Origin of the sequence: Methylocystis sp. H62 (genome assembly GCF_015709515.1) — a bacterium.
GTDB lineage: Bacteria > Pseudomonadota > Alphaproteobacteria > Rhizobiales > Beijerinckiaceae > Methylocystis.
In genome coordinates, this window is record NZ_JADNQZ010000056.1 from 94106 (window position 1) to 117745 (window position 23640).

General features: G+C 64.4%; 24 protein-coding genes. 10 read left to right on the plus strand and 14 right to left on the minus strand.

Features of this window, described 5'->3' with window-relative positions:
• Positions 1–58: 58 nt before the first annotated feature.
• The 5 genes from hpnA to IYY11_RS14540 all read right to left on the minus strand — a co-directional run bounded on the left by hpnA (position 59) and on the right by IYY11_RS14540 (position 4759).
• Complete coding sequence (gene hpnA, locus IYY11_RS14520) at positions 59–1045, minus strand: hopanoid-associated sugar epimerase (protein ID WP_196404490.1); 987 nt, start codon at positions 1043–1045, stop codon at positions 59–61.
• Positions 1046–1197: 152 nt separating this feature from the next.
• Entirely contained in the window at positions 1198–1947 is a 750-nt protein-coding gene (locus IYY11_RS14525; protein WP_196404491.1) for a CDP-alcohol phosphatidyltransferase family protein, read from the minus strand.
• A gap of 206 nt (positions 1948–2153) precedes the next feature.
• A complete protein-coding gene (locus tag IYY11_RS14530) occupies positions 2154–3335 on the minus strand; it encodes a polysaccharide biosynthesis/export family protein (RefSeq protein ID WP_246719988.1) in 1182 nt (393 codons plus the stop codon).
• Positions 3336–3531: 196 nt separating this feature from the next.
• A complete protein-coding gene (locus IYY11_RS14535) occupies positions 3532–3960 on the minus strand; it encodes a hypothetical protein (RefSeq protein WP_196404492.1) in 429 nt (142 codons plus the stop codon).
• Positions 3961–3997: 37 nt separating this feature from the next.
• Positions 3998–4759 (minus strand): hypothetical protein, encoded by a 762-nt coding sequence (locus IYY11_RS14540; protein WP_246719989.1) that lies wholly within the window; start codon positions 4757–4759, stop codon positions 3998–4000.
• Between the two features lie 136 nt (positions 4760–4895).
• Between IYY11_RS14540 and IYY11_RS14545 the strand changes: the two genes are divergently transcribed.
• Both IYY11_RS14545 and IYY11_RS14550 read left to right on the plus strand, forming a co-directional pair.
• On the plus strand, positions 4896–5645 hold the full coding sequence (locus IYY11_RS14545; RefSeq protein WP_196404493.1) for an enoyl-CoA hydratase-related protein: 750 nt from the start codon (positions 4896–4898) through the stop codon (positions 5643–5645).
• A 120-nt stretch (positions 5646–5765) separates the two neighbouring features.
• Complete coding sequence (locus IYY11_RS14550; RefSeq protein WP_196404494.1) at positions 5766–6746, plus strand: DnaJ C-terminal domain-containing protein; 981 nt, start codon at positions 5766–5768, stop codon at positions 6744–6746.
• Between the two features lie 9 nt (positions 6747–6755).
• Here IYY11_RS14550 and IYY11_RS14555 read toward each other — a convergent pair whose 3' ends face one another.
• The gene (locus IYY11_RS14555; RefSeq protein ID WP_196404495.1) at positions 6756–7649 is read right to left on the minus strand and encodes an anti-sigma factor; all 894 of its coding nucleotides are present in this window, start codon (positions 7647–7649) and stop codon (positions 6756–6758) included.
• A gap of 2 nt (positions 7650–7651) precedes the next feature.
• A complete protein-coding gene (locus tag IYY11_RS14560) occupies positions 7652–8152 on the minus strand; it encodes an RNA polymerase subunit sigma-70 (RefSeq protein WP_196404496.1) in 501 nt (166 codons plus the stop codon).
• A 218-nt stretch (positions 8153–8370) separates the two neighbouring features.
• Between IYY11_RS14560 and fabI the strand changes: the two genes are divergently transcribed.
• Both fabI and IYY11_RS14570 read left to right on the plus strand, forming a co-directional pair.
• Positions 8371–9231 carry an enoyl-ACP reductase FabI gene (gene fabI, locus IYY11_RS14565; protein ID WP_196404497.1) on the plus strand — a complete coding sequence of 287 codons (861 nt, stop codon included), beginning with the start codon at positions 8371–8373 and terminating at the stop codon, positions 9229–9231.
• A gap of 323 nt (positions 9232–9554) precedes the next feature.
• Positions 9555–9824, plus strand: a complete 270-nt coding sequence (locus IYY11_RS14570; RefSeq protein WP_196404498.1) for a Fis family transcriptional regulator — start codon at positions 9555–9557, stop codon at positions 9822–9824.
• 230 nt (positions 9825–10054) lie between these two features.
• On the opposite strand, the gene IYY11_RS14575 is transcribed toward IYY11_RS14570, so the two are convergent.
• The 5 genes from IYY11_RS14575 to lspA form a co-directional block, all read right to left on the minus strand.
• Positions 10055–12100 (minus strand): M3 family metallopeptidase, encoded by a 2046-nt coding sequence (locus IYY11_RS14575; RefSeq protein WP_196404499.1) that lies wholly within the window; start codon positions 12098–12100, stop codon positions 10055–10057.
• A 46-nt stretch (positions 12101–12146) separates the two neighbouring features.
• Positions 12147–13430 (minus strand): M16 family metallopeptidase, encoded by a 1284-nt coding sequence (locus IYY11_RS14580; protein WP_196404500.1) that lies wholly within the window; start codon positions 13428–13430, stop codon positions 12147–12149.
• Positions 13431–13517: 87 nt separating this feature from the next.
• Positions 13518–14843, minus strand: a complete 1326-nt coding sequence (locus IYY11_RS14585) for a pitrilysin family protein (protein WP_196404501.1) — start codon at positions 14841–14843, stop codon at positions 13518–13520.
• A 63-nt stretch (positions 14844–14906) separates the two neighbouring features.
• Complete coding sequence (locus IYY11_RS14590) at positions 14907–15611, minus strand: hypothetical protein (protein WP_196404502.1); 705 nt, start codon at positions 15609–15611, stop codon at positions 14907–14909.
• 100 nt (positions 15612–15711) lie between these two features.
• The gene (gene lspA / locus IYY11_RS14595) at positions 15712–16221 is read right to left on the minus strand and encodes a signal peptidase II (RefSeq protein ID WP_246719991.1); all 510 of its coding nucleotides are present in this window, start codon (positions 16219–16221) and stop codon (positions 15712–15714) included.
• A 439-nt stretch (positions 16222–16660) separates the two neighbouring features.
• Between lspA and groES the strand changes: the two genes are divergently transcribed.
• Both groES and groL read left to right on the plus strand, forming a co-directional pair.
• Complete coding sequence (gene groES / locus IYY11_RS14600) at positions 16661–16948, plus strand: co-chaperone GroES (protein ID WP_148043098.1); 288 nt, start codon at positions 16661–16663, stop codon at positions 16946–16948.
• A 42-nt stretch (positions 16949–16990) separates the two neighbouring features.
• Positions 16991–18628: a chaperonin GroEL gene (groL, locus tag IYY11_RS14605; RefSeq protein ID WP_196404503.1), complete on the plus strand. Its 1638-nt coding sequence runs from the start codon at positions 16991–16993 to the stop codon at positions 18626–18628.
• Between the two features lie 80 nt (positions 18629–18708).
• Here the strand turns inward: groL and IYY11_RS14610 are convergent, their stop codons facing one another.
• Both IYY11_RS14610 and IYY11_RS14615 read right to left on the minus strand, forming a co-directional pair.
• Positions 18709–19500: an SDR family oxidoreductase gene (locus IYY11_RS14610; RefSeq protein ID WP_196404504.1), complete on the minus strand. Its 792-nt coding sequence runs from the start codon at positions 19498–19500 to the stop codon at positions 18709–18711.
• Between the two features lie 59 nt (positions 19501–19559).
• Positions 19560–20063 (minus strand): ferritin-like domain-containing protein, encoded by a 504-nt coding sequence (locus IYY11_RS14615; protein WP_196404505.1) that lies wholly within the window; start codon positions 20061–20063, stop codon positions 19560–19562.
• A gap of 268 nt (positions 20064–20331) precedes the next feature.
• Between IYY11_RS14615 and IYY11_RS14620 the strand changes: the two genes are divergently transcribed.
• The 4 genes from IYY11_RS14620 to IYY11_RS14635 all read left to right on the plus strand — a co-directional run bounded on the left by IYY11_RS14620 (position 20332) and on the right by IYY11_RS14635 (position 23569).
• On the plus strand, positions 20332–20478 hold the full coding sequence (locus tag IYY11_RS14620) for an aa3-type cytochrome c oxidase subunit IV (protein ID WP_124739227.1): 147 nt from the start codon (positions 20332–20334) through the stop codon (positions 20476–20478).
• Positions 20479–20549: 71 nt separating this feature from the next.
• Positions 20550–21677, plus strand: coding sequence for a Re/Si-specific NAD(P)(+) transhydrogenase subunit alpha (locus IYY11_RS14625; RefSeq protein WP_196404506.1), 1128 nt, complete (start codon positions 20550–20552; stop codon positions 21675–21677).
• A gap of 37 nt (positions 21678–21714) precedes the next feature.
• Positions 21715–22167: an NAD(P) transhydrogenase subunit alpha gene (locus IYY11_RS14630; protein WP_018406076.1), complete on the plus strand. Its 453-nt coding sequence runs from the start codon at positions 21715–21717 to the stop codon at positions 22165–22167.
• 4 nt (positions 22168–22171) lie between these two features.
• The gene (locus IYY11_RS14635) at positions 22172–23569 is read left to right on the plus strand and encodes an NAD(P)(+) transhydrogenase (Re/Si-specific) subunit beta (RefSeq protein ID WP_196404507.1); all 1398 of its coding nucleotides are present in this window, start codon (positions 22172–22174) and stop codon (positions 23567–23569) included.
• Positions 23570–23640 lie beyond the last annotated feature (71 nt).

Here is a 23640-nt window from a genome sequence, read left to right on the forward strand (position 1 = left end):
ATCAAAATGCTGGAGCAAGTCCCAAAGAGAAAGTCTGTGAACTTTTTCGGCACTTGCTCTATGCGCCGCGGCTAGCGAACCAATGCACCGCATCGGCGACTGCATCGGCTGGCGGCCGCGTCTTGTAGCCGAGCGTGCGGCGCGCCTTGGAATCGTCGAAGAACATGCGCTTCCCCGAAAGCCGCAAGCTCTCCCGATTGAGAAACGGCTCCGAGCCGGCAAAGCGCGCGACGATTTCATTGGCGTAGGCGAGCGGCATGAGCGGCCAGCGCGGCAATTTCGCCCAAGGCGGCGGCCGCCCCGTGATCCGCGATATTTCAACGAGCAGGTCGCGCAAGGTCAGATTCTCGCCTCCGAGAATATAACGCTCGCCGATCCCGCCGATTTTCATCGCGGCGATGTGGCCCGCGGCGACATCCTCCACGTGAACGATGTTGAGTCCGGTATCGACGTAGGCCGGCATGCCGCCGCGCATCGCCTCGCAGACGATCCTGCCGGTTGGCGTCGGCCGAACGTCGCCGGAGCCGAGCGGCGCGGAGGGGCACACGATGACGGCAGGCAGTCCTTCATCTCGGATCATGCCTTCAACCAACCGCTCGGACAGGATTTTGCTGAGCTTGTAGGCGCCGATCGCCCGTTCTGGAATCAACCGGTTGAATTCCGTGCAGGGCGCCGAATCAGGATCAAGCGTCGCGACGCTGCTCGTATGCACGACGCGCTGCACGCCGGCCCGCAGCGCCTCCCGCATGACGATCTCGGTCCCGCTCACATTGACGCGCATCACCGGTTCTGGATCGGGAGCCCAAAGGCGATAGTTCGCTGCAAGGTGAAAGAGAGCCGAGACGCCGGTCATGGCGCGCCGGACGCTCTCGCGATCAGTGACGTCGCCTTCGACGATCTCGCAATCCGGCGGCACATTGCCGCGCGGACTCGATCCGCGCAGAAGCGCGCGTACGCAGAATCCTTCCGCCAGCAAACCTCTCGCGACAGCGCCGCCGATGAAACCGCTTGCGCCCGTGACAAGTACCGTTCCGCGAGAAACCATGCTCCTTCCCTGCCCCAGCGCCAGCGCCCTCTTAAAGAGCCCAGACTCCTTCGCCTCTCATTGTTGATGGAATCGACAGAGAATGCCGCTTCACGGAAAATGGGCGGCGACCCCGTGAGGTCTAGATCTGGCCATGCGCTCGTCAGCGGCCGTCAGTTCGCGGCAGGCTCAATCAGACTTTGATCATCTACGTCCAGTATGGATGGCTCGTGCGCCGCCAACGCCGGTGGGAGCGATTCCATAATCTCGCGCTCCTCGCGCTGCATCCGCGCAAGATCCTTCTGTATGACGACGACGAAGCCAAGGAAGGTCAACCCGGACAGGCCGCCGATCACGAGATCCAGCACCACGAAACCATAGGCCTGCGCCGTCGTCGCGCTGGAACCGAGCCAAGCTGCAAAAAGCGCCCAGGACGCGACGAGAAGTCGAAACTCCGTCGCGCCCATGCCGCCGTAAGACAACCGATGCACCCGCTCCGTGACGACCCTCAGATAGGTGTAGGAACTCATCAGCAGATAAAGCGAGAGCACCAGCAGCGATGAGCCGAGCGTGAAATAAGGCGACACGCCCAGACCGACAACGATCAGAGTCTGAGCGATGAGATCGGACGAATGGTCGATGAAATAGCCATAATGCGGCCGTTCGATCGAACGATGTCGCGCAAGCGTGCCATCGAGAGAATCGCCGAACCAGTTGAGAAACAGGCCTCCAACGACCAGGACGAGAAATCCATTTGACCAGTGACAGCCGATGAAGCCGAGCAGGGTCAGGCCCGCGCCGAACAATCCTATCGCTGTTAGATGATCCGGGGTCGCCCAGTCGGGCAAACGCCGCACCAAGGCCAACAGCACAGCGCGCTCCTTGAGCGCGAGAAAACTTTGGTTGATGCGCTGATTGGCCACGAGAACCCCTCAAAAGCGTTCAACAAGTCAGCGTCTGCGCAATTTCCGATGACGCTCAAGCGAACAACCGATCATATCCCAGCCATATTACGGACGAAACAGGCAAAACGATGACATATTCAGAACTTAACCGGCACTAACCAAAATTCAAAAACTGTAATGCATCGGCATTTTCGGTCTCGAATGCGAAGCAAGCTTTATGCCTATCAGTACAAAACTCGGGTAACGGCGACGCCCTGAATTGCCGGCTGCCCAACCGTGCCGACGAGCTGCATGAGCTTGCTGATGTCGGAGAACGGGGCGTTGCTGACGTAAAGAATGTCTTTGTCGCGAATGGGGAAGCGGCGCGCCGCAAACAACGCCGCGGGTTCGCGAAGATTGAGGTGATAGGCGACCGGCACCAGCCCTAGCGCAAGCAGATGCGGCGAGACCTGCGGATATTCGCGCGCGAGACTTGCCGGCTCGTAGCGCAGAATGAAAACCCCATCGGGGTCGGCGCGTGAATCGGTCAGGCCGCCGGCCCTGCCGATCGCCTCTTCGAGCGTGATTCCGCGTGCATCGAATGGAACGACCGCGTTGGACCCGGTCGCCCCCATGACGGTAAACGTCTGCGGCGTGCGCTCGACGGTCAAAATGTCGCCCGCCCGCAAATAGATGTCTTCGCGAGGATTGACGAGCAGCGCCTGAATGGGCGCCCGCGCCGTGCGGTTGCCTCGCGTCAAGGTCACGAAAGTTTCGTGGACGGGCGAGCGATAGCCGCCGGCCGCGGCGATGACGTCCATGATGCGATCGCCGCCGAGCGTCAGCGGAACGCGCGAACCATTGGAGACTTCGCCGGTGACCGTGACGGCGTTGGTGATGTTGCGAGTCACATTGACCACGACCTGCGGCTCAATCGCCTTGCCGCGAAGCCGCTCAATGATGGCCGACTCGACTTCCTGCTGATTGCGGCCGGCGACCTGGATGCGGCCGGCGTAGGGCACGGTGACCGAACCGTCGCGCCCGACCATCTGGTCCGGAATCGCGGCGGATCGAGATCCAGGGCTCATCCGATCGGCGACGGGCGCCGAGAACAATCCGCCGGAAGCGGCCTCCCAAACAGTGATTTGAACCGAGTCGCCAATTCCGATCGCTTGGGCGGCGGCGGGCCGGTAATCGCCAAAGTAGCCCCGCAATGTCGGCGGCGCACGGCGGGCGAGCACGCCCAGCGAATTTCCGTCGATCTCGACCAGCGCAAAGCTCGGCTCCGGCGTCGCCAACGTCGGCGCCATACTCTCTACAATGTCCTTACGGGATGGACCTGCCGCCGGAAAAATCGAGCACCCCGCCAGCTGCAATCCGAGAGCGAGCGCAAGGCAGAGCCGCAGCGGGGGAATGGCAATCGTCAAAGTCGCTCCAATATATGCGCCCGCCGGCGCGAATTATTGAACACAGAGGAAGAGCCCTCCCAGAGACGCCGGGAGCTTGTGCGGGCCAACGGAATATGCCGGCTATATGGCGGAAATACCACCAGTTTTGTGAAGGATCGTAAAAATTTTACCAATATGTGTGGATGGTTAACCGACCCGCCAGAATCGCCGGTTTTCAATCAGTTTCGTCGAACATTCTTAGCGAGAGCGCGCGCACGCGGGCATCCGGTAGACGCTCGAAATCGATCGGGCTGTGGCGCTGGCCTTCGGCGCCGCGAAACACGAAAACGCCGCCTCGCGTCACGATCAGATCGTTATAACGAAGGGTGGGATCTTCAAGCGCCGCCAAGAGCGGGTCCAACGAGGTCGGCGCGCCAGCGCGCGTTGGCCGCCCCACGCGCAGCTCGGATTCCGCACGCGCGGCGAAGGCTTCATAGCGTTGCCGCGCCGCTTCGACTTTCAGACGCCAGCTCGTATAGGCTGCGGGCGCGTCTCTCGCTTCAAGCGCTGAAGGAGAAGGGGAGGCGGGGCGTGCGCTGGCGGTTGCCCCAACGGCTCCCAGCAGAACTCCAATGACTGTCATCGTCAGGAAGGCGGCGCGCATGAAGGTAAATGCGCCCGCTTGACGAAAGTTCCAGCGATTACTCGTCGCTGCTTTGCGCGGAGGCTGCCGCGATCCGGCGCCCGTCCTTGAACAGCTTGCCGAAAAGCCCGAGGACCGAGACCAGCGCCAGCCCGATCACCGCGACGTCGATCGCAGGCAGCGGATCGTGCTGACTTGCGGGAACGCCGAGCGCGATCGCGGCGAAAGGCCAGAAGGCCAGAAGTATGCGGAACTCCGTCACGCCGAGACCGATGTAGGCCATCTGCTGAACGTGGCGCGTCGCGGCGCGAATGTAGCCATAGGAGGAGAATAGCAGGTAGCAGACGAGCACCGCAGCAGCAGCGCGCAGCGTCAGAAACGGCGAAAATCCGTAGGCGATGATGAGCAGTATGTGCGAGAAGAGTTCAGAGACGTGATGCGACATGCCGGCGCCCGGCCGTTCGCCGCCGCGCAGCCGCGCCAGCGGAAGATCCGTCGTCAGGCCGAACCAGTTGACCAACATCGCCGGCGGCACGAGCCAGACCAACTCAGGCCATGAGCGGCAGCCAACCAGCGCCGCCGCCGCGAGCGCCGCGCCGCCCGCGCCGATCATCGACAGATGTGCAGGCGCGATCCAGCGCGGCGCGGCGCGCGCCATGCTTTGGACCAGGCGTTGTTCCGCGGCGTAGAGGAAGCTCTGCCCGCGCCCGGGTGAACCGCCAAATAACCGATTGGCCACCTCGCCGAAATTCATGACGCGCACGCCCTTGCTGCTATGGGGTCGGAAAAACGGCGCCCCAGCCGTCGCCAATCTCAACATGCTGAAATCTACGCGCTTGCGGCGCTGCTGCAAGTCGCCGATGATCTTCGGCCCTGGCGCCGCATTTAACCTATCTCAGGGAATTTCTTCAAAACTTTGGCGAAGCTCGCCGCAGCGAGCTGATCCGGAGACCTTTATGTCGGAAAAGATCATCGTTTCGAGGGATGCCGGGGTGCTGCGCCTGCTGCTGAACCGCCCCGAAAAAAAGAACGCGCTGAACCGCGAAATGTATCGCGCATTGATCGCCGCTCTTGATGGAGCGGCCCGAGACGAGACGGTGCATGCCGTCGTCTTCGCCGGCGCGGGCGGAAATTTCACGGCGGGCAATGATCTCGCCGACTTTCGAGATTTTGCTCCTGGCGCAGAAACATTTCCGGCGCTGACCTTCGTTCGCGCGGCGGCGGCCTTCGAGAAGCCGCTCGTCGCCGCCGTGACCGGGGACGCCGTCGGCGTGGGGACCACCCTGCTCTTCCATTGCGACCTCGTCTACGCCAGCCCAGAAGCGCGTTTCAAAATGCCGTTCATCGATCTCGCCCTGCCGCCGGAGGGCGGCGCCAGCCTGCTCGTCCCACAGCGGTTCGGGATGGCCAAGGCGTCCCAATATCTCCTGCTTGGCGAGAGTTTCGATGGTGCGGAAGCCCTCCGTCTTGGCCTCGTCAACGCTCTCGCCTCCCCGGAAGACGTCCTCGACCTTGGGATGGAGGCCGCGCGCCGCCTGGCCGCAAAGCCCCGTGAGGCGCTTCTCGCAGCGCGGCGGCTGATGCGCGGCGAACCAAACGACATACTGTCGCGCATCGACGCGGAAGCCGCGCTTTTCGCCAAGGCGCTGACGTCGCCCGAAGCGCGCGAGCGCTTTGCCGCCTTTTTTGCTTCCCGGGCGCGCTAGGCTTCAGCGCGACGCGACCTTCGCCGCTTGCGTTGCGAACAGGCTTCTCCCAAATAATAGGGCGGACATACGCGCCCGCGCCGCCAAGGGCGGGCGCTCACATGGGCTGATTGGAAGATTATGCGCGATCCTTACGACGTTCTCGGCGTGCCCAAATCGGCGAGTCACGCCGAAATCAAGAAGGCCTATCGCCAGCTCGCCAAGAAATTCCACCCTGACCGCAACAAGGACGACACGAAAGCCAAGGAGCGATTCACGGAAATCAACTCCGCCTATGAAATCGTCGGCGACGAGACGAAGAAGGCGCAGTTCGACAAGGGCGAGATCGGTCCGGACGGGAAACCTCGCTTCACCGGCTTCGAGGGCTTCGGCGCGGGCGGAGGCGCCGCCCCCGGCGCCCGCGGCTGGCGCCCCGGCGGCGGAGCGCCCGGCGGCGATCAGCATTTCGAGTTTCACTTCGGCAACGAGGCGCCCGGCGGCGGCGGGCGCGCGGGCTTCGACCCTTCCGACCTCTTCGCCGATCTCTTCGGCGCCGGCGGACGCCGTCGCGCCGGCCCGCAGCCGACCCGAGGCGACGACGTCGTCGCCACCGCCACCGTGCCGCTCGAAACGGTCGCTCATGGCGGCTCGGCCCGCGTCATTCTGCCCAGCGGCCGCACGCTGGACGTCAAGATTCCGGCGGGCATCGAAGACGGCAAGCAAATTCGGCTGCGCGGCCAGGGCCAGCCCGGCTCCATGGGGGGCGAACCCGGCGACGCGATGATCACCGTGAAGGTCGCGCCCCATCCTTACTTCAAGCTGGATGGCCGCGATTTGCGGCTGGAGCTGCCGGTGACGGTTTATGAAGCGGCGCTCGGCGGACGGGTCGAGACCCCGACGCTGGATGGCAAGGTGGAGCTAAGCATCCCGCCGCACTCCAACAGCGGGCGCGTGCTGCGGCTGCGCGGCAAGGGGCTGCCAGCGAGCGACGGCAAAATAGCCGGCGACCTCTATGTCTCGCTGAGGATCATGCTGCCGGAAACGGCGTCGAGCGATCTCGACGCGCGGATGCGGGAATGGCGCGACGCGCAGCCCTATGATCCACGCGCCAAAATGTCTTGAGGTCCTCGATTATTTAACTTCGGCTGGCGTCGCCGCGACCGCGGCGGCGGCGGCTTCCGCAGCGGCCTGCATGACGTCGGGGGGCAAGGCGCCAACGAGCACGAAGGCGAAGCCGCCAGCGCGCCATTCGATAACCGAAACGCCCTGACCGCGCTGACCCGCCGGCGCGGCGAGGGCCTCCGCCCGCTCGAAATAAAGACCGATCCGCCCACCATCGTCGCGCTCATAGACGAGAAACGCCGCCGGCGCCGCGACGCCGGGCGCGACGCGTCCGCCAAGCAGCCGCAATCCAACGCCGCTCAAATCCGGCGCGCGTGAAAACCCCACGCGCTCCTGAAGCCATGCGAGAAGTTCGCCGCGCCGGCTGGCCTCGACCTCCACGGGTCGCGGGTCAAGAATGTAAGTCGCGTAGGTCAAGCCCGCCCGCGCGGCATAGCTCGTGGCGGCGATGGCGCGCGTCGTCGGACTTTGCGCCGGGGGCCGGCTTGCCAGAAACAGCAACGCCGCCGCAGCGACGGCCGCGCCGGCGATGAGCGTCAGCAGCGTCGACGCGAGCGCCTGGCGCCGACGGCTGGCGCGGATTTCATCGAGCTTGCGCGTCGGACGCGGCGCCGCGCCGGGCCGCCCCCAGTGGATGGCGCCGGTTTCGATCGGTCCCTGACCCGCAGGCGGGGCCGGCGGGCGCGCCGCCGCCTCCCGCAGCGACAGCGGCGGCGTCTCGAGCGCCACCGGCTCGAAAGCGGCGCGCAACGCCGCGTTCTGTCGCCGCCAGCCTTCAACGAGCGCGGCGTCCTCGGGATGCTGCAGGAGATGGTCTTCGACCTTGCGCCGCTGCTCGGGGTCGAGTTCGCCGTCGACGAGGGCGTGCAAATCGGCTTCTTCGATCAAGGCCGAGGGCGTCATCCTTACTTCACGACCCGCAGATGCGAAGCGGCGCGGCGGCCGCCCTCCGACGACGCGACGGGCCGCAAGCCCTCGGCGCCGAGCGCCGCGCGGGCGCGCATCAGCCGCGCCAGCGCCGTTTCCCGGCTCGCGCCGACGATGCGCGCCGAGGCGTCATAGCCGAAGCCCTCGAGCGAAACGAGCAGCAGCATGGCGCGCTCGTCGAAACAGAGACTTGCAAGCCCATGCACGACCGGCGGGTGGCGCGACGCCGGACCTGGCGCATCTGCGAGCTTTTTCTGAGCGAGCCCGACAAGCGCCGCATAGGCCTCGATGCGCGCTTCGGCGAGATCGGCGGGGCGCAGCGCGCGCGCCCGAATCCGCGCGCCCACCGACTGCAGCGCGCTTTGCACGAGATCGTCGGCGATCGCCGGTCCAGCGCCGGCGCAGAGCGCGCGCGCATAGCGTCTCAGGGCCGGAGTCGCTCCGCCCAGATCCGCTATGATGTCGGCTCTTCTGCCCATGCGGCCCGCTCCGCTCGGTCTTCTCGCCAGTCTGCGAAGCCAATGACGTTTCCTATGGGATGATAGGGCATCGCCGCGCAATTGGCTATGCTTGGCCGCTCCGGCGCGTGCGATTTCACATCCGCCGCCGCCCGTGGCGCGAGGGTTTCCTTTGCGCCCAAACCACGCTAAACGGCGCGAGCCGCCGAGCACCTTCCTCGCCCAGGATATAGACACGCATGACACAGCAAGCTGCGCCCGCCGCCCTTTTCGCCGGATTGCTCAAGGGCAAGAAGGGGCTCATCCTGGGCGTCGCCAATAATCGCTCGATCGCCTGGGGAATCGCCAAGGCCTGCGCCGACGCCGGCGCCGAAATCGCGCTCACCTATCAGATCGAAGCGCTGGAAAAGCGCGTGCGGCCGCTGGCGGCGGACATCGGCGCGACGGTCGTCGGGCGCTGCGACGTCTCCGAGCCGGAGACGATGGACGCCGTCTTCGCCGAGATCGAGAAGCTTTGGGGCCGGCTCGATTTCGTCGTGCATTGCCTCGCCTATTCCGACAAGGACCAGCTCGACGGGCGCTATGTCGAGACGACGCTGGAAAACTTCCAGATGTCGCTGAACATCTCCTGCTACTCCTTCACCGCGATCGCGCAGCGCGCCGAGAAGCTGATGACGGACGGCGGCTCGCTCCTCACGCTGACCTATTACGGCGCCGAGAAATGGATGCCGCATTACAATGTGATGGGCGTGGCGAAGGCGGCGCTGGAGGCGTCGGTGCGCTATCTCGCCGCCGATCTCGGCGTCAAGAATATTCGCGTCAACGCCATTTCGGCCGGGCCGATCAAGACCATGGCGGCCTCGGGCATCGGCGACTTCCGCTACATTCTGCGCTGGAACGAATATAATTCGCCGCTGCGCCGCGTCGTGACGATCGAGGAAGTCGGCGAGACGGCGGTCTATCTGCTGTCGCCGATGGCGCGCGGCGTCTCTGGCGAAGTGCTGCATGTCGACGCCGGCTATCATGTCGTGGGCATGATGAACCCCGCCGCCGCGCCGAAAATGGCGGATCTCCTGGCGCTGCTGCCGCAGCAGAAGTGAGCCACGGCAGAAGTGGCGCGCTTGCCGCGCCACGCCCGCGCGCGTCGCGGGCATCTTGCATCCGGGCGCGCTTCTAAAGCTGAGTTTATCAAGTCCGTTTGAACGGCTCGGATGTCATTCCCGACGCGCGAAGCGCGATCGGGAATCCAGAGCAAACCCAGCATTCTTGGATTGGCTCTGGATTCCCGGTCAGGCCTTCGGCCTGCCGGGAATGACAAGGTCCATGCGAACGGATCAAACGGCATCCGTGCTATCTGCCTGAAAGAGCTTTATTGCTAAATTCATTGTCGCCACGCCGCATTTTTGAAGGGCGAGTTATTGTCATGACGAAGCAAACTAACCGGCATGTCGGCTCGACCTTAGAGAGCTGGCTCGATGAGCAGGGCATACGCGAGGAAGTCACCGCCGCCGCCATCGAGGAAGTGCTTGCGCAACAGCTCGCCGCCAAGATGAAGAAGAAGGGCATCACCAAGTCGCGCATGGTCGAGATGATGGAGACCAGCCGCGCGCAAATCGACCGCTTGCTCGACCCAAAGAATAGCAGCGCGACCTGCATCTCGATCTTCGTCGAGGCGTCGAAGCGCAGCGCATAGGAGCCGGTGAGGAACTGTCGGTCCTCTATTGTCTCTGAGGTCCGAAAAGGGCGGTCGCTACCGTGGGATCGGAGAAGGGTTTCCTCATCCTGAGGAGCGTGCGAAGCACGCGTCTCGAAGGACGAGGAAGCCCGTTTTCGCGTATTTTTCCTCACCCTCGCCCTTCGAGACGCCGCCTGCGGCGGCTCCTCAGGATGAGGGTGAGGAAAACAATTCTCTAGACGGCTCGTCTACCCCGCCAGCTCCGCAAATCCTCGTTGCCTTAGCAGCGGCTCCACCGTCGGCATTCGCCCGCGGAACGCCACATAGGCGTCCGCCGCGTCCTGCTTGCCGCCTGCGGCGTAGATGTGATCGCGCAGGCGCTGCGCGACCTCGGGCGCGAAGGGGTCGCCCGTCTCCTTGAAGGCCTCGAAAGCGTCGGCGTCGAGCGTTTCTGCCCAGAGATAGCTGTAATAGCCGGCCGAATAGCCGTCGCCGGAGAAGATATGCGAGAAATGCGGCAAGCGGTGTCGCATGACGATTTCCGGCGGCATGGAAATCCCCGCGAGGCTGTCCGCCTCGAAGGCGCCGGCGTCGAAATCCGGCGCGACGCTTTGCGCGTGAATGTCGAGATCAACATGGGCCGAGGCGCAGAACTCGACCGTCGCGAAGCCCTGATTGAAATGGCGCGCGGCGGTGATGCGCGCGACGAGATCATCGGGAATGGGCGCGCCCGTCTCGGCGTGCAGCGCGAATTTCTTCAGCACCGCCGGCTCCAGCAGCCAGTGCTCGTAAAGCTGCGAGGGCAGCTCGACGAAATCGCGCGCGACATTGGTGCCCGCGACCGAAGGATAGGTCACGTCCGACAGCATGCCATGCAAGCCATGGCCGAACTCGTGGAACAGCGTGCGCGCGTCGTCGACGCTGAGCAGCGTCGGCGCGCCATCGGCGCCTTTGGTGAAATTCATCACATTGACGATGATCGGCCTGGTTTCGCCATCGAGCTTATGCTGCGCGCGAAAGTCCGACATCCAGGCGCCGCCGCGTTTCGACGGCCGCGCAAAATAATCGGCAAGGAACAGCGCGACATGCTTGCCGCTGCTGTCCAGCACATCGAAGGCGCGCACATCCGGATGGTAGAGCGGCAGGCCCTTCTGCTCGACGAAGCGGAGGCCGAAGAGTTTTTGCGCGACGTCGAAAGCCGCGGCGATCATGTTGTCGAGCTGGAAATAAGGACGCAGCGCGGCCTGATCGAGATCGTAGCGCTTGGCGCGCACGCGCTCGGCGTAGAAGCGCCAGTCATGCGCCGCGACGGTGAAATTCGCGCCCTCTTCTTCGACCATCGCCTGGATCTGAGCGCGTTCCTCGGCGGCGCGCATCAGCGCCGGCGCCCAGATGCGATTGATCAATTCGCGCACGGCGTCCGGCGTCTTCGCCATCGTGTCGTCGAGTTTGAAAGCGGCGAAACTGTCGAAACCAAGCAGCTTCGCGCGCTCTTCGCGCAATTGCAGGATTTCGCGGATGAGCGGGCGGTTGTCGGTCGCGCCCGCCTTCTCGCCGCGGCTCGCGAAGGCGCGAAACACCGTCTCGCGCAGATCGCGCCGCGTTGAGCTTTGCAGAAAGACTTCAGCGCTGGAGCGCGACAACGTCACGCCATATCTGCCGGGCGATCCACGCTCCGCCGCGATGCGCGCGGCGCCGGCGCGAAAGTCCGGCGAAAGCCCGTCGAGATCGCTCTCGTCGAGCAGCAGCAGCCATGAGGATTCATCGGCCAGCACATTTTGCGAAAACTGCGTCGAGAGGCCCGCCAGCCGCTCGAGGATCGCCTTGAGACGCGCCTTGTCGGCGTCGTTCAGCGTCGCGCCGGCGCGCACGAAGTTCTTGTAGGTCAGCTTGAGAACGCGAAGCCGCTCCGGCGTCAATTCGATCGCCCCGCGCGTCTCGTAAAGCGCCTCGATCCGGCGAAACAGCGCGGGATTCATCGAGATGTCGCTCGAGTGACGCGAAAAGGCGCCGGCCATATCGCGCTCGATCGCCTGCAACTTTGGCGTCGTGTCGGTGGCGGCGAGATTCCAGAACACCGCGCCAACATCGGTGAGACGTCGCCCCGCCCGCTCCAGCGCGCCGATGACATTGTCGAAACTCGGCGGCGACGGGTCGTTGGCGATCTTGCCAATTTCGGCCTTGTGCTCGGCGAAGGCTCTTTCGAACGCCTCGCGGAAATGCGCGGGCTCAATCGCGTTGAAAGGCGGCAGGCGGAAAGGGCCGCTCCAGGCCGTTAGGAGAGGATTATCCATGACAGTCTCTTAGCAAGATGCCGACCAGCGGCCCCGTGGCCGGCCGCTAAACCCCCGCGGGCTTCCCCACCACCGTGACCAGCAGATCGCCGTCGCCGAGCAGCCGCTTCGCGCCGCGCTGACAATCCTCCATCGTCACCGCGGCGATCTTGCCGTTGCGCTCGTCGAGGAAGCTCGGCTCGAATCCGTCGAGCTGCAGATTGACGAGCTGGCTCGCGATTTTCGTCGAGGTGTCGAAGCGCAGCGCATAGGAGCCGATGAGGAATTTCTTGGCCTTGTCCAATTCGTCTTCGGTCGGACCATCGGCGACGAAGTTTCTGAATTCCTCCTGGATCACGCCGATCGCTTCGCCGGCGCGCTCGTTCTTGGTCGCGGCGGCGCCGATCAGCATCGGGCAATGGTCATATTCATTGAGATGCGAATAGACCGAATAGGCCATGCCGCGCTTCTCGCGCACCTCGCGGAACAGCCGCGACGTGAAGGTGCCGCCGCCCAGAATGTGATTGGCGACGACCACGGCGTAATAGTCGGGATCGTGCTTGGTGATCGACGGGCGTCCGAAGCGGATCGTCGATTGCGGCACGTCGAGTTCGACGACTTGGCGCATGCCGACATTGGCGACGGCGATCTTGGGGACCGGCGCGAGATCGTTTTGCAGCGCGAGGCCGCCGAACGTCGCGTCCAGCAGCTCCGAGAGCCGCGTCGCGTCGATCGCGCCGACGACGCCGATCTTGAGATCGCGTCGCGCGAAGAGCCGCTCGCGCAGGGCAATCAAATCTTCGCGCGAGAGCGTGTCGATCGACGCAAGATCGCCGCGCACCGGGCGCCCATAGGGATGGTTCGGGAAGGCCGCTTCACGGAAGGCTTTCGACGCCATCGAGTCGGGGTCATTGGCGTCGCGCTTCAATTCCGCGGCGAGTTGGCTGCGCACGCGCGCGACGTCGCCGGCTTCGAGCCGCGCATCGTTGAGCGCGAGCTTTAAGAGGCCGAACGCCTTGTCGACATTGCGCGAGAGCGTCTGCAGATGGCCAGAGATCGCGTCGCGATCGGCGCCGAAGCCGACATGGATCGCGAGATCGTCGATGGCGCGATGGAAACCGCGCGCGTCATAGGGGCCGGCGCCTTCGTCGAGCGTCGACGCGAGCAGCGTCGCCAGTCCGGGCTTCTCGCAAGGGTCCTGCGACGCGCCGCCGGGAATCGCGAATTCGAGCGCGACGAGCGGCACGGCGTGGCTCTCCACGAGCCAGGCCTCAAGGCCGGCCGGCGTCGTGATCCGCTGCACATGTTCGGCGCGGGAGGCGATGGTGACGATGGGCGCGTGAGCGGTCATTTCAGTTCCTAACGGAGGTCGGCGGTAGGTCTTGGGCAGTCGAGTCAGGCGTCGGCTTTACGCCGACAGCCTGACGCGATCGCGGTCTCAGGCCGGAAGCAGAAAGCCCGTAACGGCCCTGCGCTTGTCGAGCCATTTGCGCGCGGCGTTCTGCACGCTCTCGGCCGTCACCTGCTCCATGCGCTCGGGCCAGGCGACGACGTCGTCGATGGTGAGGCCGGTGGCCAGCGCCTCGCCATACCAGCGGGCAAGCGAGGCTTGGCTATCCTGCGCGTAGATGGCGTCGGCGATCAGCCGGGTTTTGGCGCGCTGCAGATGTTCCGCGTCGATCGGTTCTTCGGCGAAGCGTCGCAGCACGCGATCAATCGCGACGTCGAGGTCCTGGAGCGAAACGTCCGGCGCGGGCGTCGCATAGACCCAGAGCCGCGTGTCGTCGACGGCGGAGCCCATGTAATATGCGCCGGCGCCGACCGCGACCTGCTCTTCGACGACCAGCGTGTCATAGAGCGCGCTCGTTGGTCCGCCGCCGAGCATATAGGCGAGCGTCTCCAGCGCCTCGGCTTCGCCGGGCTTCGCCGTGCTGTAGGACGGCACGAGATAGACCTGCTCATGCGCCGGCTGCTCGACCTTCTCATCGCGCAGCGTCACCAGACGGTGGGCGCGGTGCGGCGGCTCCTGGGCGCGGGCGCGCCGCGGCGGCGCAGCCTGCGCGGGAACCTTGCCGTAGGTGTCCTTGGCGAGACGCTCGACCTCGTCGGCCTCGACGTCGCCGGCGACGATCAGGATGGCGTTTTCCGGCGTATAGAAGCGTTGGTAATAGGCGAGCGCATGTGCGCGCCCAAGCCCCTCGATCTCGTGGTTCCAGCCGATGATCGGGATGCCGTAGGGATGATGCGCGAAGAGCGCCGCCTGTACCGCCTCGTCGAGCTGCGCCGAGGGGTCGCTGTCGGTGCGCATGCGGCGCTCTTCAAGCACCACGTCGCGCTCCGGATCGACGACCTCGTCGGTCAGGACCAGATTGCGCATGCGATCGGCCTCGAACGCCATCAGCGTGGCGAGATGCTCCTTGCCGATGCGCTGGAAATAGGCCGTGTAATCGTAGCTGGTGAAAGCGTTCTCCTGGCCGCCGAGTTCCGCGACAAGATTGGAGAACTCGCCCTGCGGATGCTCCGCCGTGCCTTTGAACATCAGATGTTCAAGAAAATGCGCGATGCCCGACTGGCCAAGCGGGTCGTCGGCGGCGCCGTTTTTGTACCAGACCATATGCGTGACGACAGGCGTTCGCGCGTCCGGGATGACGACGACCTCCATGCCGTTGCCGAGCGTGAAGCTCGTAATGCTCGCGCGCGCAGGCCCCGGCGCGGCGGCCCCGGGCGCAAGCGAAACGGCTGACGCCTTCGTCTCAAATGACATGAACGGCCTTTCCCGCGGCGGCGGCCGCGTCTCGGAGAGTGGTTCTCCTATATAGGCCGGAATTTAATTCTTGTCAGAACCTCTCAGGAAGCTCGGCATCATGCTCGACAGGCCGCCGCCGCTTGAGCGGGCGACTGTACTTGGCGCGTTCGGATTGCCGGTCTGGGCGACGGGATCGCTGTCGGCGCCGCCACCACCGCCCCAACTTAACGGATTCCACCAGCTCTTGCCGGACTTCTCGTTGTTATAACTGCTCAAGTCCTTCGTGGGTTGGCGATACCCATCCGGGGGTTCGACGAGCATCCGGCGCGGCGCCACGTCTGGCTCGGCCGCAGCGTTACGGGCACGCGACGAGAGCACGCGTTGCAGGAAGCCCGGCTCATCGTCGGTTCCAGGCGCCGCCGTTGGACGCGGACCGCGGATGCGTTCGAGAAGGCCTTTCTTTTTTTCTTCTGGCGGCGCGTCGGGAACGCGCGCATAGCGATCGACGTTACGGCGGCGCTCCGATGAAAGTTCGGTTGGCCATTCGCCCGACCGGGCGCCCCGCTCGCGCGGCGCCGGGAGGCCGCCGGCGCTCGGCGGCAAAACGAGCTTGGGCCGTTCGCTATAATCGATTTTGCCGACGCCCTCGTCCGAAGACGCGCCGACCATCTCCATCACCGCCGACCATGTGGTTTTATCGTCGCCGGCTAAAGCTGGTGCGGCCTGGACCGCCGCGAGACCGGCGAGAGCGCAAAGGGCGCAGCGCTGCGACTGAGCAAGCTTCATCTGTCGGACTCCATTCGGGCTCCGGTTATATGCGGCTACATGGACGCGACTTATTGGCGATTTAGTGGCGAAGGCTGGGCCACCCTCGACCAGAGCGCGTTCAGGTCTCGGCGCGCCGCTCCTGGGGCAAGAAAAACCCCTCAATGACCAGCAGCGCCACGCCCGCCGTAATGAAGACATCGGCGAGGTTAAACACGTAGTTGGCGAGAGGTCCGACGGGCAGGCTGGTGTGCAGGTAGAAGAAATCGGCGACCGCTCCGCGTGTGATGCGGTCGGCGGCGTTGCCGAGCGCGCCGCCAATGATCAGCCCGAGCGCCACAGCCGTCGCGCGGCTTTCCGTGCGCACCATCCAGATCGCCAGCCCAGCGATGATGGCGCCTTGCATGGTCAACAGCGCGAGGCGGGTTAGGGCCTCGTGGGCGGGAAACAGCGAATAGGAGACGCCGTAGTTCCAGGACAGGACGATGTCCAGGAACGGCGTAAGGCTCATCGCCGGCCGCGCGGCGACGTCAAATATATTCAGCATCCAGAATTTATGCGCCTGGTCGAAGGCCAGAGCGGCGAGCGCCGCGGCAAGGCCGAGCGCGCGAGGGGAAAGTCTGCCAGACAAGCGTGATCTCCGTGACGCCAACGCAGCATTAAGCCGGATCAATGCGAAAAAGAAAGCGCTCCCCGCGCGTGCGTCGATCAGGCGTCGCGCTGGCGCTCGAGGCGGCGAAATGTGCGGGAAACCCATCCAGAACGGAGCCGCCGAAGGCGCGATCCGATAGCTCTCTGCACCGAAATCGATTGCCCGGGCAAACGGACGGTTCGGGGCGCGGCGCCCGACCCGTCGTTCATCTAATGGCTAAGATCAATCTTTTGGCTGCGCTGTAGCTGCGTCGCGGCAGAACGGAAAATTCTACGCCTGTCCCCAACTTGACAGAGATTGGCCTCGCCCATATCTGTGTGGCGCCTGCTGGCACTCATCTCAGGCGAGTGCCAACAAGCCTTCGGATATCCCTTTTTGGCGGGCTAACCCCGTCAGGTCAGAAAAGGAAAGATTAACAATGACGTTCCGTCCCCTCCACGACCGCGTCGTGGTCAAGCGACTCGAAGGCGAGGAAAAAACCAAAGGCGGCATCATCATTCCGGACACCGCCAAAGAGAAGCCGCAAGAGGGCAAGGTCGTTTCCGTCGGCCCCGGCGCTCGCGACGAAAACGGCAAGCTGAACCCGCTGGACGTCAAGTCCGGCGACCGCGTGCTCTTCGGCAAATGGTCCGGCACCGAAGTCAAGATCGACGGCGACGACCTGCTCATCATGAAGGAAAGCGACATCCTCGGCATCGTCGACTGACTCGACGCCGCCGTTCGCTTCCAACCCCCAGGAGAATTGTAAATGGCTGCAAAAGACGTCCGTTTCTCCACTGACGCCCGAGACCGCATTCTGCGCGGCGTCGAAATCCTCAACAACGCCGTCAAGGTGACGCTCGGTCCGAAGGGCCGCAACGTCGTCATTGAAAAGTCCTTCGGCGCGCCGCGCATCAGCAAGGACGGCGTCACCGTCGCCAAGGAAATCGAACTTGCCGACAGGTTCGAAAATCTCGGCGCCCAGCTCGTCCGCGAAGTCGCCTCCAAGCAGAACGACATCGCCGGCGACGGCACGACGACGGCGACGGTTCTCGCCGCTTCGATCGCCCGCGAAGGCTCCAAGGCGGTCGCCGCCGGGCTCAACCCGATGGATCTGAAGCGCGGCGTCGATCTCGCCGTGGAAGCCATCGTCGCCGACCTCAAGCTGCATTCGAAGAAAGTCACCTCGAACGACGAGATCGCGCAGGTCGGCACGATCTCCGCGAATGGCGACAGCTTCATCGGCGAAGAAATCGCCAAGGCGATGCAGAAGGTCGGCAATGAAGGCGTGATCACGGTCGAAGAGGCGAAGAGCCTCGAGACCGAGACCGACATCGTCGAAGGCATGCAGTTCGATCGCGGCTATCTCTCGCCCTACTTCATCACCAACGCCGAGAAGATGATCGCCGAGCTCGACGAACCCTACATTCTCATCCACGAGAAGAAGCTGTCGACGCTGCAGCCGCTGTTGCCGATCCTCGAAGCTGTGGTGCAGACCGGCAAGCCGCTGCTCATCGTCGCCGAGGACATCGAAGGCGAAGCGCTGGCGACCCTCGTCGTCAACAAGCTGCGCGGCGGCCTGAAGATCGCCGCCGTCAAGGCGCCCGGCTTCGGCGATCGCCGCAAGGCGATGCTTGAAGACATCGCCATCCTCACCGGCGGCGAATTGATCGCCGAGGACCTCGGCATCAAGCTCGAGAACGTCACGCTCGCCATGCTCGGCCGCGCCAAGCGCGTGCGCATCGAGAAGGAGCACACGACGATCATCGACGGCGCCGGCGAGAAGAAGGACATCGAGGCCCGCATCTCCCAGATCAAAGGTCAGATCGAGGAGACCACCTCGGACTACGACCGCGAAAAGCTGCAGGAGCGTCTCGCGAAGCTCGCGGGCGGCGTCGCGGTGATCCGCGTCGGCGGCGCGACCGAGGTCGAAGTGAAGGAAAAGAAGGACCGCGTCGACGACGCCCTCAACGCCACCCGCGCGGCGGTCGAGGAAGGCGTGTCGCCCGGCGGCGGCGTGGCGCTGCTGCGCGCCATCAAGGCGCTCGACGGCGTCAAGGTCGGCAATCCTGATCAGCAGACCGGCGTCGACATCGTCCGCAAGGCGATTCAGGCGCCGGCGCGCCAGATCGTCGACAACGCCGGCGGCGACGGCGCCGTGGTGGTCGGCAAGCTGCTCGAAGCCACCGAATACGGCTACGGCTTCGACGCGCAGAAGGGCGAGTATGGCGATCTGATGAAGCTCGGCATTATCGACCCGACCAAGGTCGTGCGCACCGCGCTGCAGGACGCCGCGTCAATCGCCGGTCTGATCATCACCACCGAGGCGACGATCACCGAAGCGCCGAAGAAGGAAGGCCCCCCGGCCATGCCGGGCGGCGGCGGCATGGGCGGCATGGACTTCTAAAGTCCGCACGCTCACTGCGAACAAAACAAAGCCCCGGGCGAAAATCCGGGGCTTTTTTGCGTGCGGGCCTCATCGAGCGGCTACTGACCTGCCGTGCCCGGCGCGGTCATCTGCGCATGTTTCTTCGCGAGGATCTGCGCCGGGGTGATGTTCGCCGTCGCAACCTGCAATTTGTTGCGCCAGCCGCTGATGATCTCTGCGTCGCCGCGCATCATCGCCTCGAAACCATCCATCGCCACTTCTTGCGCGGACGCCTTTTCGGACCGTCCGACCTTCGTGTCCATCAGATCCGCGCGCTCGAAGAAATCGGTCGCGGTCACACCCGGCATTAGGCACGTGACGGTGACGCCTGAATCTTCGAGTTCCTCGCGCAGCGCGAAGCAGAAGCTGTTGAGAAAAGACTTCGTCGCGTTGTAGACGGCCTGATACGAGCCCGGAATAAAGCCGGCGATGGAGCCCGTGACGAGAATGCGGCCGGCCGCGCGCGTCCGCATGTCGCGCGCAACCTTGTGAAGCAGATAAATCGTGCCGGTGATATTCGTGTCGAGCACATGCCGCTCGGCCGAGAAGTCTTGATCGAGAAAGCCGCGACCCAATCCGTGCCCGGCGTTGGCGAGAAGCGCGTCGATCGGTCGTCCCTCAGCTGCAGCGCATAACCGGTCGACTCCGTCGGTTGTCGAGAGGTCGGTTTCGACCTCGGCCACATTCGCCCCGAGCTCCCGAAATCGAGCGGCTGCGCCGTGAATTTCTGGGCGATCGGCCGCGATCACCAGATCGTAGCCGCGCTGGGCGCAGATCAGGGCGAGTTCGTAACCGATCCCCGAGGAGGCCCCCGTCACCACGGCGAGAGGCTTTTGCGAAGTCTGGTTCATTTTCACGTCAGCGGCGCCGCCCGAGGACGACGCCGATGCTCCTATTCGGGGCCCTCGTGTCAGGCGGCCTTACGGTTGATCCGCCCTTCGGCGAGCGACGAGAGCTTCTTGTCAGCGTTCTTTTCTTCCGCGAGCGTCTCCGACAGAACCTGCGCGCAGTCCTCGCGGCCAAGCTCCTTCGCCCAGGCGATCAGCGTGCCGTAGCGCGTGATCTCATAATGCTCGACCGCCTGCGCGCTCGCGATCAGCGCCGCGTCCAACACTTCATTGTCAGCGGTTTCGCCGGAGATTTCGTCGGCCTCTTCGAGGATGCCGTCGATCGCCGGGCAGTTGACGCCCTTGGGCGCCACGCCATGCAGCTGAAAGACTTTCTCGAGCCGGCGCAGCTGATTTTCCGTCTCGCCAAGGTGCTGCTCGAAGGCTTCCCTCAGCTGCGGATCGGAGGCCTTCTCGACCATATCGGGCAGCGCTTTCAGGATCTGATTTTCGGCATAGTAGATGTCGCGCAGCGTGTGCACGAACAGATCGTCGATCGTCTTGATGTCTTTGGAAAAGAGACCCATCGTCCCGCTCCGGTTTTGCGATGTGGGGGAAGCCCGCGGGCCGCAGGCGTGCAGTGGAACGCCGCCGATGCGCGAATGTTCCCCTGCAGGCGGAGAGACGCGCTGAGCTCCCGAAAGGTCCACGTTCGGTTTCGGCCTCGCTTGCCCTGCGCGTCGGGGCGCCGCAGCTTTCCGAAGCTTCAGGCCGTTGCCCTATGGCTTCCGCTCGTTTAGCATCAGCTTCGCACGCGGAGTCACGCGCGCATCAGCAAGAATCGGGAGGAGCGAAATGGCGAGCTTGCGCACGCCGGCGGAGTCGAACGGCGACTGGGCCGAGCATCTAAGGACTTACAACTCATTCTTGTTGCTGCTGAAGATCGGCGCGGCAAGCACGGCGGTCCTGCTGCTCCTGCTGTATTTCTTCGTCGCGCGCTAGGTTCAGAGCCTCCGCTTTTACCGCTGTCGGCGACGCTGGCGGCGACGGTTTTTCCACAACCGGAGTTCGTTATGCGCATCGCCGTATTGGCTGAAACGGATAAATCCGAGCCGCGCGTCGCGGCCACACCCGAGACCGTCAAGAAATTCATCGGGCTGGGGGCCGACGTCGTGGTCGAGGCCCGCGCGGGCGCCGTCGCCGGCTTCTCCGACAGCGACTACGCCGTCGCCGGCGCGACGATCGCCGATAACGCGGCGGCCGCGCTAACGGGCGCCGACGTCGCGCTGCGCGTGCGCCGTCCTTCGGCGGCGGAGCTTGCGGGCGCAAAATCCAATCTCGCGGTGATCGCGATCATGGATCCCTTTGGCGCGGGGGCTCAGCTCGCCGATCTCGCCAAAAGCGGCGCGATCGCCTTTGCCATGGAGCTCATGCCGCGCATCACGCGCGCGCAAACCATGGACGTGCTGTCGTCCCAAGCCAATCTCGCCGGCTATCGCGCGGTTATTGACGCGATGGCCGAATATGGCCGCTCCTTTCCGATGATGATGACCGCCGCCGGCACCGTTCCGGCGGCAAGAGTTTTTATCATGGGCGTCGGCGTCGCCGGTCTGCAGGCGATCGCCACGGCGCGGCGCATGGGCGCGATCGTCACCGCCACCGACGTGCGGCCGGCGACGAAGGAGCAGGTCGAATCGCTCGGCGCGAAATTCATCGCCGTCGAGAACGAAGAGTTCAAACAGGCCGAGACCTCCGGCGGCTACGCCAAGGAGATGTCGCCTGAATATCAACAGGCGCAGGCCGAACTCGTCGCTGCGCATATCGCCAAGCAGGACATCGTCATCACCACGGCGCTGATCCCCGGACGGCCGGCGCCCAAGCTCATCTCGGCCGAGATGGTGCGCTCCATGCGCGCCGGTTCGGTCATCGTCGATCTTGCGGCCGAGCGCGGCGGCAATTGCGAATTGACCAAGCCCGGCGAAACCGCGGTCGTCGACGGCGTGAAGATCTTAGGCGCGCTCAACCTCGCCGGCCGCATGGCGTCGACGGCTTCGAGCCTCTACGCCAAAAATCTGCTGGCCTTCGTCGAGACGCTCGTCTCGAAGGACACCAAGCAGCTCGCCATCAATTGGGACGACGAATTGGTGAAGGCGACCGCGCTGACCCGCGACGGCGCCGTGGTCGACGAGCGTTTTAAATAGCCGCCTGCGCGCATATCAAACTAAGGGGCGTTAAGCGATGACCGACTCTACGCAACAATTGCTCGAGAAGGCGCAGGCGGCGGCCGAGGCCGCCCGCCATCTGGCCGAACAGGCGCAACACTATTCGGACGAACTCGCACATACCGCCGCCGCCGCCGCGGCGCACGGGCTCGCCGGCGGCGCGATCGATCCCTTCGTCTTCCGCGTGGCGATCTTCGCCATGGCGGTTTTCGTCGGCTATTACGTCGTCTGGTCGGTGACGCCGGCGCTGCATACGCCGCTGATGTCGGTCACCAACGCCATTTCCTCCGTCATCATCGTCGGCGCGCTGCTCGCGGCGGGCGTCGAGGGCATGACCGCCGCCGAGGCTTCAGGCTCCTGGTGGGCAAACGCCTTCGGTTTCATCGCGGTCATTCTCGCGAGCGTGAACATCTTCGGCGGCTTCCTCGTCACCGAACGCATGCTCTCCATGTACAAGAAGAAGGGCTGACGCCATGAGCGCCAATATCGCGGCCCTTCTCTATCTCGTCGCCGGCGTGCTGTTCATCTTCGCGCTGCGCGGCCTCTCCTCGCCCGCCACCTCACGCGAGGGCAATCGCTACGGCATGATCGGCATGGCGATCGCCGTGGCGACGACGCTGCTGACGCATTTCCCCTCCTTCGGCGGCCTGCTGATGATCGTGATCGGCGTCGCCATCGGCGGCGGCGCGGGCGCGTTCATCGCCCAGCGCGTTCCGATGACGAAGATGCCCGAACTTGTCGCGGGCTTCCACGCGCTGGTCGGCCTGGCCGCGGTGCTTGTCGCGGCCGGCGCCTTTTTCGCGCCGCGCGCTTTCGGCATCGGCGACGCGCATGAGATTCACGCCGGCAGCCTCGTCGAAATGTCGCTCGGCGCGGCCATCGGCGCGATCACCTTCACCGGATCGATCGTCGCCTTCCTAAAACTTTCCGAGCGCATGACCGGCAAGCCGATCCTGCTGCCGGAACGCCATACCATCAACATCATGCTCGGCGTCTCCCTGCTGGCGCTGACGGCGCTCTTCGTCGGCACGCAGAGCGGCGTCTGGCTGTTCCTGCTGATTCTCGCCTCCTTCGCGCTGGGCGTGACGCTGATCATTCCGATCGGCGGCGCGGACATGCCGGTGGTCGTCTCCATGCTCAACTCCTATTCGGGTTGGGCGGCGGCGGGCATCGGCTTCACGCTGGGCAATCTCGCGCTGATCATCACCGGCGCACTTGTCGGCTCGTCGGGCGCGATCCTCTCCTACATCATGTGCAAGGGGATGAACCGCAGCTTCATCTCCGTCATTCTCGGCGGCTTCGGCGGCGAGGTGGCGGGGCCTGCCGGCGGCAAGGAGACGCGCAACGTCAAGCAGGGCTCGGCGGAAGACGCCGCCTACATCATGCAGAACGCCGGCAAGATCATCATCGTGCCGGGCTATGGCATGGCGGTCGCGCAGGCGCAGCATGCGCTGCGCGAAATGGCCGACATACTCAAGAAGGAAGGCGTCGACATCAAATACGCCATCCATCCGGTCGCCGGCCGCATGCCGGGCCATATGAATGTGCTGCTCGCCGAGGCCAACGTGCCCTATGACGAAGTGTTCGAACTCGAGGACATCAACTCCGAATTCGGACAGGCGGACGTCGCCTTCGTCATCGGCGCCAACGATGTGACCAATCCCGCCGCCAAGACCGACAAGACGTCGGCGATCTACGGCATGCCGATTCTCGACGTCGAAAAGGCGAAGACGGTCCTGTTCTTGAAACGCGGCATGGGATCAGGCTATGCCGGCGTCGAGAACGAGCTGTTCTTCCGGCCCAACACCATGATGCTGTTCGGCGACGCCAAGAAGACCGTCGAGTCGATCGTCAAATCGCTGGCGCATTAAGCCTCTTCAACGACGCCAAAACAAAAAAACGCCCGGGAGTTTCTCCCGGGCTTTTTTGTTTGTCACGCGGC

Coding starts and splice junctions, on each gene's coding strand:
- IYY11_RS14575 (WP_196404499.1), bottom strand. CDS start 12,100: ATGGATAATCCTCTCCTAACGGCCTGGAGCGGCCCTTTCCGCCTGCCG.
- IYY11_RS14620 (WP_124739227.1), top strand. CDS start 20,332: ATGGCGAGCTTGCGCACGCCGGCGGAGTCGAACGGCGACTGGGCCGAG.
- IYY11_RS14560 (WP_196404496.1), bottom strand. CDS start 8,152: ATGGGCAGAAGAGCCGACATCATAGCGGATCTGGGCGGAGCGACTCCG.
- IYY11_RS14630 (WP_018406076.1), top strand. CDS start 21,715: ATGACCGACTCTACGCAACAATTGCTCGAGAAGGCGCAGGCGGCGGCC.
- groES (WP_148043098.1), top strand. CDS start 16,661: ATGACGTTCCGTCCCCTCCACGACCGCGTCGTGGTCAAGCGACTCGAA.
- IYY11_RS14550 (WP_196404494.1), top strand. CDS start 5,766: ATGCGCGATCCTTACGACGTTCTCGGCGTGCCCAAATCGGCGAGTCAC.
- IYY11_RS14585 (WP_196404501.1), bottom strand. CDS start 14,843: ATGTCATTTGAGACGAAGGCGTCAGCCGTTTCGCTTGCGCCCGGGGCC.
- IYY11_RS14590 (WP_196404502.1), bottom strand. CDS start 15,611: ATGAAGCTTGCTCAGTCGCAGCGCTGCGCCCTTTGCGCTCTCGCCGGT.
- IYY11_RS14610 (WP_196404504.1), bottom strand. CDS start 19,500: ATGAACCAGACTTCGCAAAAGCCTCTCGCCGTGGTGACGGGGGCCTCC.
- IYY11_RS14555 (WP_196404495.1), bottom strand. CDS start 7,649: ATGACGCCCTCGGCCTTGATCGAAGAAGCCGATTTGCACGCCCTCGTC.
- IYY11_RS14535 (WP_196404492.1), bottom strand. CDS start 3,960: ATGCGCGCCGCCTTCCTGACGATGACAGTCATTGGAGTTCTGCTGGGA.
- IYY11_RS14635 (WP_196404507.1), top strand. CDS start 22,172: ATGAGCGCCAATATCGCGGCCCTTCTCTATCTCGTCGCCGGCGTGCTG.
- groL (WP_196404503.1), top strand. CDS start 16,991: ATGGCTGCAAAAGACGTCCGTTTCTCCACTGACGCCCGAGACCGCATT.
- IYY11_RS14580 (WP_196404500.1), bottom strand. CDS start 13,430: ATGACCGCTCACGCGCCCATCGTCACCATCGCCTCCCGCGCCGAACAT.
- IYY11_RS14615 (WP_196404505.1), bottom strand. CDS start 20,063: ATGGGTCTCTTTTCCAAAGACATCAAGACGATCGACGATCTGTTCGTG.
- IYY11_RS14545 (WP_196404493.1), top strand. CDS start 4,896: ATGTCGGAAAAGATCATCGTTTCGAGGGATGCCGGGGTGCTGCGCCTG.
- IYY11_RS14625 (WP_196404506.1), top strand. CDS start 20,550: ATGCGCATCGCCGTATTGGCTGAAACGGATAAATCCGAGCCGCGCGTC.
- IYY11_RS14540 (WP_246719989.1), bottom strand. CDS start 4,759: ATGTTGAGATTGGCGACGGCTGGGGCGCCGTTTTTCCGACCCCATAGC.
- IYY11_RS14570 (WP_196404498.1), top strand. CDS start 9,555: ATGACGAAGCAAACTAACCGGCATGTCGGCTCGACCTTAGAGAGCTGG.
- fabI (WP_196404497.1), top strand. CDS start 8,371: ATGACACAGCAAGCTGCGCCCGCCGCCCTTTTCGCCGGATTGCTCAAG.
- hpnA (WP_196404490.1), bottom strand. CDS start 1,045: ATGGTTTCTCGCGGAACGGTACTTGTCACGGGCGCAAGCGGTTTCATC.